The organism is Agarivorans sp. DSG3-1 (assembly GCF_046774965.1).
Classification (GTDB): Bacteria; Pseudomonadota; Gammaproteobacteria; order Enterobacterales; family Celerinatantimonadaceae; genus Agarivorans.
The window spans coordinates 3,466,802-3,479,524 of sequence record NZ_CP177241.1; the positions used below are offsets into that span (position 1 = coordinate 3,466,802).

The 12,723-nt window shown below is 44.2% G+C and carries 15 protein-coding genes; 13 read left to right on the plus strand and 2 right to left on the minus strand.

The features are described from left to right. Positions 1–169 precede the first annotated feature (169 nt). From nifU to ACLD71_RS16060, 10 genes are all read left to right on the plus strand, one after another. Entirely contained in the window at positions 170–1,030 is an 861-nt protein-coding gene (nifU, locus tag ACLD71_RS16015; RefSeq protein WP_411991323.1) for a Fe-S cluster assembly protein NifU, read from the plus strand. A 12-nt stretch (positions 1,031–1,042) separates the two neighbouring features. Next, positions 1,043–2,278, plus strand: coding sequence for a cysteine desulfurase NifS (gene nifS / locus ACLD71_RS16020; protein WP_411991324.1), 1,236 nt, complete (start codon positions 1,043–1,045; stop codon positions 2,276–2,278). A gap of 39 nt (positions 2,279–2,317) precedes the next feature. Next, a complete protein-coding gene (gene nifV, locus ACLD71_RS16025; RefSeq protein ID WP_411991325.1) occupies positions 2,318–3,469 on the plus strand; it encodes a homocitrate synthase in 1,152 nt (383 codons plus the stop codon). Positions 3,470–3,480: 11 nt separating this feature from the next. Then, a complete protein-coding gene (locus ACLD71_RS16030; protein WP_137673251.1) occupies positions 3,481–3,762 on the plus strand; it encodes a nitrogenase-stabilizing/protective protein NifW in 282 nt (93 codons plus the stop codon). A 15-nt stretch (positions 3,763–3,777) separates the two neighbouring features. Further along, on the plus strand, positions 3,778–4,236 hold the full coding sequence (locus ACLD71_RS16035) for a nitrogen fixation protein NifZ (RefSeq protein ID WP_137673250.1): 459 nt from the start codon (positions 3,778–3,780) through the stop codon (positions 4,234–4,236). Continuing rightward, a complete protein-coding gene (gene nifM, locus ACLD71_RS16040) occupies positions 4,226–5,113 on the plus strand; it encodes a nitrogen fixation protein NifM (protein WP_411991326.1) in 888 nt (295 codons plus the stop codon). Before ACLD71_RS16035 ends, nifM begins: the two co-directional genes overlap by 11 nt. Positions 5,114–5,409: 296 nt before the next feature. Beyond that, positions 5,410–7,455: a PhoX family protein gene (locus ACLD71_RS16045; RefSeq protein ID WP_411991327.1), complete on the plus strand. Its 2,046-nt coding sequence runs from the start codon at positions 5,410–5,412 to the stop codon at positions 7,453–7,455. Positions 7,456–7,533: 78 nt separating this feature from the next. Next, positions 7,534–7,749, plus strand: coding sequence for a twin-arginine translocase TatA/TatE family subunit (gene tatA, locus ACLD71_RS16050; protein ID WP_303552791.1), 216 nt, complete (start codon positions 7,534–7,536; stop codon positions 7,747–7,749). 419 nt (positions 7,750–8,168) lie between these two features. Beyond that, entirely contained in the window at positions 8,169–8,600 is a 432-nt protein-coding gene (locus ACLD71_RS16055; protein WP_137673246.1) for a hypothetical protein, read from the plus strand. A 370-nt stretch (positions 8,601–8,970) separates the two neighbouring features. Beyond that, the gene (locus ACLD71_RS16060) at positions 8,971–9,471 is read left to right on the plus strand and encodes an N-acetyltransferase family protein (protein WP_411991328.1); all 501 of its coding nucleotides are present in this window, start codon (positions 8,971–8,973) and stop codon (positions 9,469–9,471) included. Positions 9,472–9,510: 39 nt separating this feature from the next. On the opposite strand, the gene ACLD71_RS16065 is transcribed toward ACLD71_RS16060, so the two are convergent. Next, positions 9,511–10,155, minus strand: a complete 645-nt coding sequence (locus tag ACLD71_RS16065) for a DUF3157 family protein (protein WP_411991329.1) — start codon at positions 10,153–10,155, stop codon at positions 9,511–9,513. A 278-nt stretch (positions 10,156–10,433) separates the two neighbouring features. Here ACLD71_RS16065 and ACLD71_RS16070 point away from each other — a divergent pair, with 278 nt between their 5' ends. The 3 genes from ACLD71_RS16070 (at position 10,434) to ACLD71_RS16080 (ending at position 12,018) form a co-directional block, all read left to right on the plus strand. After that, positions 10,434–10,910 (plus strand): YcxB family protein, encoded by a 477-nt coding sequence (locus ACLD71_RS16070; protein WP_411991330.1) that lies wholly within the window; start codon positions 10,434–10,436, stop codon positions 10,908–10,910. A 114-nt stretch (positions 10,911–11,024) separates the two neighbouring features. After that, on the plus strand, positions 11,025–11,468 hold the full coding sequence (locus tag ACLD71_RS16075) for a hypothetical protein (RefSeq protein WP_411991331.1): 444 nt from the start codon (positions 11,025–11,027) through the stop codon (positions 11,466–11,468). A gap of 13 nt (positions 11,469–11,481) precedes the next feature. Beyond that, the gene (locus ACLD71_RS16080; protein ID WP_411991332.1) at positions 11,482–12,018 is read left to right on the plus strand and encodes a GNAT family N-acetyltransferase; all 537 of its coding nucleotides are present in this window, start codon (positions 11,482–11,484) and stop codon (positions 12,016–12,018) included. Between the two features lie 60 nt (positions 12,019–12,078). Here the strand turns inward: ACLD71_RS16080 and ACLD71_RS16085 are convergent, their stop codons facing one another. Further along, positions 12,079–12,618 (minus strand): flavodoxin, encoded by a 540-nt coding sequence (locus tag ACLD71_RS16085; protein ID WP_137673240.1) that lies wholly within the window; start codon positions 12,616–12,618, stop codon positions 12,079–12,081. Positions 12,619–12,723: the final 105 nt, after the last annotated feature.

Here is a 12,723-nt window from a genome sequence, read left to right on the forward strand (position 1 = left end):
TACCTAATGTAGGTAATAACCCGTTGTGATTGAGTTTGCGGCCCTTGAGCAAGAAACGCTGTGTTCTAGGTTCCCAATGGCTTATCAACACTCAGTCTAGGGCAGTAATGTTGTCTTATCACAGCGGGTTACTACCACTACCAATTAACTCATCATTGTGGGGTAGCGTATGTGGAACTATTCAGAAAAAGTAAAACAGCATTTCTTTCAACCCAAAAATGCTAAAGCAGTCGATCATGCAAACGCCATTGGTGACGTGGGTTCAATTTCCTGCGGAGACGCCTTGCGTCTTAGTCTTAAAGTAAACCCCGATAGTGATGTGATTGAAGATGCCGGATTTCAAACTTTTGGCTGTGGCAGCGCGATTGCCTCTTCGTCGGCATTAACCGAGATGATCATTGGTCAAACCATCGATCAAGCAATGCGTATTTCCAATCAAGATATCGTTGATTTTTTAGATGGTTTACCGCCAGAGAAAATGCATTGCTCAGTCATGGGAATGGAAGCATTGCATGCTGCGGTAGCGCAATATCGTGGAGAAGAAGTTGCCGAGGAGCATGAAGAAGGTGAACTCATTTGTAAGTGTTTTGCCATAGACGACGCGCTAATTAAACGCGTGGTGAGCCAAAACAAACTTGAAACCTTAGATGAAGTAATCAACTACACCAAGGCTGGCGGCGCCTGCGCAGCTTGCCACGAGAAAATTGAATGGGTACTCGAAGAATGTTTAGGTGCGCCATTGGCAGATCCCATTGTCACGCCAGCTAGCCCGAGCAAAGTTAATACCATTGTTGGCAAGATACGTCTTATTGAACAAGCCCTAGAGCAAGTAAGGCCGCAACTTCAAGCAGACGGTGGTGATGTGCAATTGTCTGACGTAGAAGATGACATGGTGTTTGTTTCACTCACCGGCGCTTGTAACGGTTGTGGTCTATCGAGTGCCACCCTGGCCATGATCGAGCAAAAGATCAGTACCGTATTAGGCGAAACCATCACTGTATATCCAACTGGCGCAGCCAGCTTAGCTTAAGGAAATAACACTATGAGCAACCTAACTACGCTAAACAAAGCCACTCCGCTGGCCTACTTGGATAACAACGCCACCACTCAAGTAGATGCCAAAGTACTGGAACAAATGCTGCCTTATTTAAGTGAGTTTTATGGTAACCCTTCTTCTATCCATCAGTTTGGTGAGCAAGTAGGTAAAGCGATAGAGCATGCAAGGCAACAAGTGCAAGCCTTGATTGGCGCTAGCTTTAGTAGCGAGGTTATCTTCACCTCGTGTGCCACAGAAGCCAGCGCAACAGCCATTATGTCGGCCATTGAAGCCTTTCCTAATCGAAAAGAGATCATTACCTCAGTGATTGAACACCCAGCCACGTTAGAGCTGTGCCAAAACCTTGAGCGTAAAGGTTATACGGTGCATTGGATAAAAGTAGATGCGCGTGGTCGATTAGACATGGAAGCGTACAAACAAGCGCTGAGTAGCGAAGTCGCTGTAGCCAGTTTTATGTGGGCAAACAACGAAACTGGGAGTCTGTTCCCAATTCGAGGCATGGCAGAGTTAGCAAAACAGCATGGTATTTTATTTCACACCGACGCAGTGCAGGTCGCTGGCAAGTTACCTATTCAAGTCGCTGACAGCGGTGTAGATCTGCTGTCTATCTCTGGGCACAAGTTCCATGCACCGAAAGGAGTGGGCGCCTTGTACCTGCGCCGTGGCGCTAAATTCCGACCATTACTGCGTGGCGGCCATCAGGAGCGTGGTCGTAGAGCAGGTACAGAAAATAGCAGTGGCATTGTTGGTTTGGGTAAAGCAGCAGAATTAGCCATGCAATCTATTGAACAAGATTCTGCGCGAATCAAGATGATGCGCGACCGCTTGGAAATGGGGCTGTTAGCGCGGATTCCACATTGTTTCGTGACCGGCGACCCTCGTCATCGTGTGCCTAATACCAGCAACATCGCTTTCGAGTTTGTTGAGGGCGAATCCATTTTATTGATGCTGGATCAACACGGCATTGCAGCGTCTTCAGGGTCTGCCTGTACTTCAGGTTCACTAGAGCCATCGCATGTTATGCGCGCAATGGATATTCCTTATACAGCAGCACACGGTGCCATTCGTTTTTCGCTGTCTCGCTTTACGAGTGAAGAAATGATTGACCAAGTGCTGGCAGTGTTACCAGGCATCGTGGAAAAATTACGGATGCTTTCGCCTTATTGGGATACCGCAAGCAATCAACCCGCAGAGCAAAGTTTTAGCCCTGTTTACGCTTAATCCTCGAGTAGTCAGCGAACGATAAAGGGGGAGGGAACCATGTTAATTATAAACGACACCACTTTGCGTGACGGTGAACAAACAGCGGGCGTGGCTTTTAGCGCCCAAGAAAAACTAAACATAGCCAGTAGTTTACAAGCTGCTGGTGTTGCAGAGTTAGAAGTAGGCGTACCGGCAATGAGCAGCGCCGAACGCGAGGTAATAAGTTCCATTTGCCAGCAGCTAAACACCAGTAAAACCATGGGCTGGAGCCGGCTTAATCAGCATGATATCTCACTCGCTGCTGGCCTAGGTTTAGACTATCTAGACATCTCTATTCCTGCTTCTAATCAGCAACGTGAGTCTAAGTTGGCGCTTAGCAAAGTACAGTTATTTAGCTTGTTAGAACGCGGTATTGCTCAAGCCTTAGACCTAGGTATTAAGGTATGCGTGGGGATGGAAGATGCCTCTCGGGCTACCATAGACGAGCTTCAAACCATTGCTGAGCTGGCGCAAAAATCCGGTGCATCGCGGCTTCGTTTCGCTGACACCTTGGGGGTACTGGACCCGTTTGCCACTGAAGTGTTTATTAGCGCCCTGAAACAAAGCAGTGATTTACAAATTGAGATGCATGCCCATAACGATTTGGGTATGGCTACCGCCAATACGCTTGCGGCTATTAAAGCGGGCGTTGACTCGGTGAATACCACCGTTATTGGCTTAGGTGAACGAGCTGGCAATGCAGCCCTAGAAGAAGTTTTAATGGCGCTGAATGTTACGCATTTGGCAGGCCAGCGAACTATTCCCGAAATAGACTTAAAACAGCTTCCTAAAATATGTGAACTAGTGGCTCAAGCCTCTGGTCGCAGTGTGGCGGTAAGCAAAAGCATTATTGGTCAACATGTTTTTACCCACGAGTCAGGAATACACGTAGACGGTCTACTAAAAGATCCGCAAAACTACCAAGGTTTTTCGCCCGCGTTATTGGGCCGTAACCACACCGTGGTATTAGGCAAACATTCTGGATTTTCGGCCATTGAATCGGTTTATCAATCACTCGGCATCGCCTTAACTAAGCCCCAGTGTATGGCCCTAAAATCACTATTGGTGAATTGGGCAGAAAGGCATAAACGTAGCCCCAGTTCCCAAGAGTTATTCGGGTTTTATCTACAATGTGTTAAGCCGCAGCTTTCACAAGCACTTTGTGTTTAAAGGAGTAGGCCATGTTAGTTCACGCAATAGAAGATCCAAAGTTGCAGCAGCAAATAGCTAATTTAAGCAGTGCAGAGTCGTTTCTCGAATTTTTTAAGGTGAGTTATCAACCCAACTTACTACAAGTAAAAAGGGTGGTGTATTTACGCTTGCTTGGCCAAGTGCTTTCCGAGCAACAATGTAGCAATTTTAACGAATTTAAAGCGGCGGTGGCCAAAGCTTACTGCTTGTTAGAAAAAGGCGTGGTGTTGGCGCATGCTGCACCCGCTTGTAAAACGTGTAGCGGCTGTTAAACAGTGAGGTAGCAGATGAATACAGCAAAATTTGGTTACGGATGCAAAGTGAGAGTGGTTGAGAATATTCGCAACGACGGAAGTTTCCCTGGCTGCAAAAAAGGTGCGTTATTAGTACGTCGTGGTGCTTGCGGGTACGTTCGACAATCGGGTTACCATTTACAAAATAACCTTATCTATCAGGTGCAGTTTATTAATCGTGGATTAACCATTGGCTGTAAAGAGGCCGAGTTAATTGATGCCGAATTGGTATGGCAGCCTAATCAATTTGAATATGGTGATAAAGCCGCGCTAAGCCTTTCTTTATCGCAAGAAGGTGAAATTGTGGCCAATAAAGGCAGTATTGTTGATGTATTAGCAGTAAGGCGTAAAGCTAAAACTAGCCCAAGTTATCGAATTCAAATTGGCGAACTCGATGTAGAGGTACCAGAGCGCGCATTGGTAAGCCTTGAGGAGGCCGCTTATGTTGGATAGCGTAGACCTTACTGCAGATAGTCCGTTAACTAGTTCAATAGACAGCCCTCAAGCTTATCTTTGTATGAAAACCAGCATTTCTTTGTTTGAACTAAATCCAGATCAATTAAGCCCAAAACAGGTCGCCGAGTTGCAAAGGGTAGTAAGTAAATCCTTTCATATTCAGCAAAAAGTGCTTGCCTCTAAAGAAGCAAAACTGGTGCATGTTGATGATGCGCAGCTAAACAAAGGTTTAGCGCTTATCAAACAAAATTTTGAATCCGCTGAAGCATTTAATAAAGCGCTACTGGCTAATCAGCTAAGTGAGCCAAGGCTGCGAGACGCGCTACGTTTAGAACTTAGTTGTGAAGCTGTGCTGGCGTATGTCAGTAAAAATGTCGCGCCCGTTAGCGAAGCGCAAGCCCTAGCGTTTTATCAGCAGTACCCTGAAAAATTTCTACAAGTAGAACGGCGAGCGGCCCATCATATTCTGATTACTGTTAATGAGCAGTTTAAAGAGAATGCGCCAACTCAAGCTAAGTCACGTATTTATCAGTTGGCGAAGCAAGTGAATAGTGACAATTTTGAACAGTTAGCCGAGCGGCACTCTGAATGTCCAACCGCGGTAAGTGGTGGCAAGCTGGGTTTAGTCGCACGAGACCAGTTATTACCTCAGCTAGACGAAGCCCTGTTTAATATGGACGAAGCGAGTTTTAGTCAGCCTATTTTTACGGGTATGGGTTACCACTTGTTATGGTGCAAACAAATCATGGGTGAACACAAAATACCCTTTGAAGAAGCAAAATCAAAAATTGAAGAGGCGCTTCTTGGGCAAGCGCAAAAACAGCAACAGCGTCAGTGGTTGGTTAAAACGTGTCAAGGGTCTTCTTTTAACTAATGAGTATTTAAGTCAATAGGCACAAAATTTTGATGATTACTTGGGTATTACTTCAGTAAGCTTTCTAGAGATAAATGTTGAGTATTGTCTATAAAAGCGAAATATTATCCTGGAAATTAATACTATTTTTTTAGAGATAGATGAAACGGCGATTACTGGTTTATTAGTATACTTGTTAATTACTTAGCGCTTAGCAAAGTCACAAAATAATCCATACAAACTTAACGTAAATGTAACATTGTGGAATTAGCTTAATCCGAACAATAAATGAGAGTACTTAACTAGGATATAGCTAAATGAGCAAGGAAACATTTAACCCAACGCGTTTTAACAAAAGTAAAAACCCAAGCTTTGATGAAGTGCTAGATGTGCACCTCTCACGCCGTAAAATCTTAAAAGGCGGCTTAGGCTTAGGCGCAATGGCTACCTTTGGTGCTTTTGGTTTAGCTGGCTGTAACTCTTCTAGCAGCAGTGCTGTTGGCGGTGGTGATACACCTAGCGCAACGCTAAACTTCAACTCAATCGCTGGTTCTAAAATCGATGCTGTAAGCGTACCAGAAGGTTACACTGCACAAATTCTTGCACCTTGGGGCCAACCAATAAATGCCACTGCGTCGGCTTGGCAAGATGACGGTAGCAACGATGCAATAGACCAAAATAATGCGATGGGCATGCACCACGACGGTTTGCACTTCTTCCCGCTAAACGACGCCAGTACCGACGGCTTGTTGTGCGTAAACCACGAGTACATTGATCAAAACGCGCTACACCCCACTGGTACAGATGCTGATGCCGATGGCATTCGCAGCAGCATAGACCAAGTACGCAAGGAAATTGCTGCTCATGGCGTTAGTGTTATTCGCATTCAATTGCAAGATAATGGTCAATGGATGATGCTAGAATCCGACCCGTTAAACCGCCGCTATACCGGCGCTACTGTTATGGATATTTCTGGCCCATTAGCCCACTCAAGCAAACTAGCTACGCCATTTTCGCCAGACGGAAGCCAAGCTCGTGGCACGCTAAACAACTGTGGTAATGGCTACACACCATGGGGCACTTACTTAACCTGTGAAGAAAACTGGCCTGGGTACTTTATTAACACTGGCACTACCACTGATGAGCAAGACCGCATAGGTTTAGACACATCTGGCACCACCCGTTATGGCTGGGAGACACTGGCTGGTAACGCTGCTGAGCGTGTAGACGAGTTTGCCCGTTTTGACGTAACACCTACTGGCGCAACGGCGATGGACGATTATCGCAACGAAGCCAACGGCCACGGTTACATTGTAGAAATTGACCCCTACACAGCAAACTCACGCGCCGTAAAACGTACTGCTTTAGGCCGTTTCCGCCACGAAGGTTGTACCTTTGGAACACTTGAAGTTGGTAAACCCATTGTATTTTACTCAGGCCACGACTCGCGCTTTGAGTACATGTACAAATTTGTGTCTGAGAAAATGTGGGATGCAGCCGATGCAGACCCAACAGATCGCCTAGCGGTAGGTGACAAATACATGGACCAAGGCACACTTTACGTTGCCAAGTTTGACGCTGACGGCGTAGGCCATTGGTTACCTCTTACCTTAGAGAGCGCGACCACTGCTGGCGGCACATTGGCCGACTCGTTTGCAGCACTGGAAGACATTATTTTAAACACCGCTGGCGCTGCTGATTTAGTTGGCGCAACTCCAATGGATCGCCCAGAATGGTGTGCCGTAGACCCAATTACTGGTTCTGTTTATTTAACACTAACCAACAATACTCGACGTGACGACACCACCGGTACAAACCCTGCTAATCCGCGCTTAAACAACAAATTTGGCCATGTAATTCGTTGGGACGAAGGTGACGCAGCGACCGACTTTAGCTGGGACATCTTTGTATTTGGTTCACCAGCAGACGGTGACGCAGACACCAACCTATCTGGATTGGGTGAGTTTAATCAATTTGCTAGCCCAGACGGTTTGGCATTTGATAAGCGCGGCATTATGTGGATTCAAACAGATAACGGTGCAGACGAAGTTAAAAACTACACCAACGATCAAATGCTGGCAGTAGTGCCTTCTGCGATAAAAGACGCCGACGGTAATGCTGATACCATTAACAGCGAAAACCAAGGTGAATTGCGCCGCTTCTTTGTAGGACCAAACGGTTGTGAAGTTACAGGCTTTACCATAAGCCCTGACTACACCACTATGTTTGTGTGTGTTCAACACCCAAGTAACTGGCCTTACAGCACCAACGCAGCAGAAGAAACACCGGTTGGTGTTGATTTGCGCCCGCGTGCATCAGTAGTGGCGATTCGTAAAAACGACGGTAGTGCTCTAGGCGTTTAAGTTACCCGGTAAACGTTAAAACAGGCTCTATCTGAGCCTGTTTGTTGTTTAAGAGCAAGAAAACAAAAAGGAGTGAGCATGGGTTTAGGTGGAATTAGTGTTTGGCAACTGGTTATAGTGGCCGTAATTGTTGCTTTATTGTTTGGTACTAAGCGCTTACGCGGTTTGGGCGGCGATTTAGGCACTACTATTAAAGGCTTTAAACAAGCTATGAGCGAAGACAATAAGGGTAAAACTACTCCAGAAACCGGTTTACGAGTTGAAACTGGCGGCAGCAAAAACCTAAGTAAATAACCGTGTTTGGTTTTTGGGAGCTAATGCTAATAGCCATAATGGGTTTAGCCTTGCTAGGCCCACAGCGATTACCTCAGGCATTGCGTAGCGGTTTTAGCATAAACAGCTTAAACGCTCAATAAATTAGATATCTATAACTCTTGAGAAGAAGCTCACCTTAAGTTGTATTCATCAGTCGCTAATGTCGCCACTAGAACCTACTCATAAAGTGACAGCTACCGCAGTTAGCAATAGACAACATTCAGCAACAGACTCCCACAAATAATCTTAGCTGTTTCATAGGCTGTGTTTTGGGCGAACCTGCTTCTCACTTTTTGGTACTTTTTGAGCTGTTTTGTCAGCCTTGTTACGCTTGAACTGATCCAACCAGATAATGATGCTATTGTATGATGTAACTATCAAGAGGAATGAGGTGACTAATGTATAAAAAGCTAATCATATTAACTCTCACAATGTTTAGTTTATCAGGATGTGTGTCTACGGCACCAACAGCAGAAGATGAGTTTGAGCTAATCGTTAAAACCAACGGCTACTATTCGTCTGAAGGTTACTCAACCAAAGTTGTTGACCAAAAATTGGTAAAGAAAAAACTGTTTTATACGCTTACGTTTGACGATCTTTCCACCAACATGCTTACTTATTTGACCACCAGCACTCCTTTAGCAAATGGCAAAGTAAGCGCCAATGCTGTGGTGAGTAAAGTTAGCAGCAAATACACGGTAGCTTACGACAAGCTCAATGGTGGATATGAAATACGCTTTTACGAAAACAAAGCTGACATGAACACCGACTACATTCTGCACGCTAATGAGCTAGGCGAAATTGAAGACTTTAGGTTCATTGTTAAGTAGCCACTAACACCAGGGTAATACCATCTAAGCTGTTTGCCATTACCAATTAGCGATTGTTAAAGGGCCTAGAAACTTAGGCCTCAAAAGCTAATCCAATAGCCAAGTAAGCCTAATATTCCGCTAAGCTCCTTCTTCTTCAGCCCTATATTCACATTTATGATAATTCTATCAATTTGATAGGTAGAACACTTATTCACCAATTAGTTAGTGCTATTGTTTGGTCTAAGTAAGCCGTATGGAAACTCTTGTTAAACAAATGAGTTTTCGGGTTTTCTTATAGCGGATTTTGATACGTATAATTGCTATGCGGCTTGGGCTAGTTTTGAGCCTTAAAGCTTTTGTTTAACACTCGCAATTTGAGAAGGACATCATGGAGCGCAAAGTAAGGGAAGCACTGTTAGGTGATGTAGCCGCTATTGCTGCTATTCATGTTAACGCTTGGAAGTCTGCTTTTAAGGGCTTAATGCCAAAAGGCTATATTGATAAGTACACGGTTCAGTTAAGGCAACGTGAATGGCTCCAAGCCATTAGTACCGGCGTTGAACATGTATTGGTGGCATTAGACAATAACCAGATTGTTGGTTTCTTATCTTATAGCGAAGCTAAGTCTTCTGCTGCAATTCTCGAACTTCATAAACTCTACCTTTGTCCTAGCGTTTACCGAAAGGGAATAGGGCAACTATTAATGGCGCAACTAGCGTTAAAAGCGAAAGCAAAAGACATAGAGGAAATGAACCTTTATGTGCTGGATACAAATAAGGTAGCGATTACCTTCTATCGTAAACTTGGATTTGAGTTTTCGGCTAATAGCCTTACCGACACTTTTGAAGGTGAAACTATTACCGATCTGCAAATGGTTAAGCGACTTTAAGCTTAAAGCAAGCGCCATTAGCACAGGGTTGAAACAGTATTAGCGTGATTCCATATTGGTGATTTTCAGGCTTAATAATTGTTTATCCCACTGGGTTTTATCTACCCCCTCAAACCAAAGAATCTCACTGGTGCGTGACTGCTCTTTGCGCAAATAGGTGTCTGGCATCCTAAAAATAGCTTGCCAAACTTTTACTTCTTGCTGGGTTAATACGGTACCAGAGTCGGCATATAAACTGACTTCAAGCAATATTTGTACGTAGTTTTTGGTGCCTGTGTTGACCAGTTGGAAATGCTGACCAAGCCGGTCTTTATCATCCCATTGGCTGTTGAGTAGGCTTATTTTTACGCCATTCTTTGCAGTAGACTTTAGTAACTCAGCTTGATTGATCGCTATGTCACTTAAACGCTCAGGTGAATGAGAAGACTCTGAATTAGCCAATGGTGTTTCTGAGGCTGCTACAGCAACCGGTAATACAGCATTGCTTGTTTCAACTGAGGCAGTTGTTTCACTTTGCGTGTTTAACAGCAGGTATTGCCAGGTAAAGTCGTCATTCAACTGTACTTGAGCGCCATTTTGTAAGGTAACTATTTCTAAAGTTTTAGGTTCAAATTGCTCAGCTAGGCTGGGCATTACCCAACACAAGCCACAGATTGCAGCGAAAACGTTTAACTTTTTCAGCATTGTGTTTTGTCCTTCAAACAAAATGGTTTTAGCATAAACAAGCATCGCCAAAATTAACACTGCAGTGGTTATTGCTATGGCGTTTTGTGGTGTAGCTATTTGTTACTTGTTCAATGAGTAATTGCCCACCACCATTGGTTTAGCGTTTCCCTTGTGTCGTTAAAACAGTAAAATAGCCCATTAGCAAGTAGCACTTACAGCTTAAGATTAACGATGACTAATAATCCATTCAACCATTAAGTGTTACTAACAATACTCAACATTTATAAGTGAGTTTTATGCAGGCGTTTACCACTCAATTTACTTTATCTCGCGCTTATCTTGCAGAGTGCTTTGATCAAACTCTACCCTATGGAAAAAATGCCAAGCCCAATTATACGCTTCCTGTAGTGTTTTTTGTTTTGGGCATGGGGTTGCTAGCGTTTATTGAAGACTCAGGCACGGTCGGATTTATGCTAATTGTTTTAGCGGTTATGGAAGTGCTACATATTCGGTTTCGCCGTGCATGGTGGCTAACCCGCCAAATGTGGGGCAGAAGTGCCGACAGTGAAGTAAAGTTGAGCCTTGACGAGAACGGCATCAACACGCAAAACCCCTATACAAAAACGTCAGTGTTGTGGAGTGACATTCAGCGGGTGATTGAAACAGAGTTGGGCTTAATTTTGGTGGCTAAGTCTGGCGGCCAACAGTATTTGTCTAAATCGTTGTTTTCTGACGCGGTGATCAGCGAAATTCTTGCCATTAGTAATGAGTAGCTAAGACGAATTAAACCAATACAAGGTGCTAGTTTTAACACCGCCTAAAAATCAGTTTTAAGATAAACAGTTACGATACGCTAGGCTTACATAACTTTAAGTAAAGGGTTATTTATGAATACCTTTCTTTTAGCGGCAGGAACACTCAGTGCTATAGCCGCCCTTATGCACGTGGGTTGTATTGTTTTTGGTGCATCGTGGTATCGCTTTTTCGGCGCGGGTGAAAAAATGGCGCTTCTGGCAGAGCAAAAAAGTATTAAACCTGCCTTAATCACCTGCGGTATTGTTGCTGTTCTTTCGGTTTGGGCGCTCTATGCTTTTTCTGCCGCAACGCTATCATTCGCTTTACCTTATCCGCGCATTGTTTTAGTACTGATTACATTGGTCTATTCAGTTCGCGGATTGGCTGGCTTGTTGTTGATTAAAAAGCCTATGGGCAATACACCAAGGTTTTGGTTGTGGAGTTCTGTAATTTGTTTGCTTATAGGAATGATTCACCTAGTGGGATTGAGCCAGCAATGGCCTAATCTGAAAGCCATTTTCCTCTTCGATAATTAAGGTAGGTGCAACAATGTTGTTCGAATTATTTAACGCTAATCAATCACCAGCGGTGATTCAACTTTTTATTGAGGTATTCTCTGATTCAGAAGGAAAAGAAGAGGGGCAACTAATTGGCCATTTGGTCACTGACATCGTGGCTAATACCAAAGCAGAAGACTTGATTGGTTTTGTTGCTCAAGAAGACAACGAGATCGTCGCCAGCATATTTTTTAGCCGCTTAGTGCTTCCCAATAAGCAAGCTGGTTTTATTTTATCACCGGTGGCAGTGGCTACTCGCCAGCAAGGAAAAGGCGTGGGGCAGAAGCTAATTAAAGCCGGCATCAAACATTTACGTGCTTTAGGCGGTGAGGTGTTAGTCACCTATGGCGATCCAAGTTTTTACTCAAAGGTGGGTTTTAGTCAGATTAGCCAAGATATGATTAAAGCACCTTTAGTATTGAGTCATCCCGAAGGTTGGCTAGCTCAGTCTTTGAGTGAAGTTCCACTAGCGCCAATCACTGGGGAAACAGCGTGTATTGAGGCTTTAAATCACCAGAAATATTGGTAGTAAAGCATGAAATAGAAAGGGCACATTAGTATGTGCCCTAGGTACTGGTTTTATAGGGTGCTACACACCAAACTCTGCTTTAATTTGTTCTAACCAACCGCTAATACGTTCTGGGTGTAACTCGCTCTGATTATCGTTATCTAACACTAGGCCAGCAAACTTACCGTTCTCTAGTAACGCAGATGAATCGTCAAACTCATAACCCTCGGCTGGCCATTCGCCAACAACATCGGCGCCCGTTTCTAGAATCGCATCGTACAATTCACCCAAGCCATCAACAAACTCGCCTGCGTAGTTCACTTGATCGCCTAAACCGTATAATGCCACCTTAATACCTGCAAAGTCTGCTACGTCTAGTTGTGGCATAAACTCATCCCAACTTTCTGTTTGGCAATCGGCTGCTAAACCAGGTAGCTGGCCTTCACCTAGGGTTGGTGTACCTAAAATAAGCATTTTGTAAGAGGATAGGGTGTCTATGTCTACACGATTAATGTTAAGCGGCTTGTCGCTAAGTTCCGCCCCCAATTGTTGATGGATCTGCTTAGCGATTTTTCGAGTAGTACCGGTGTCAGTACCAAAAAATATGCCTATCTCTGCCATGATCGTACTCCTTAATATGCTGGCTTATCGTTAGTGTTGCAATAAGTAAACCAACCCTTTAATTCATAATTTACAGTGACTTACGATTTCACTTTATTTTGTTAC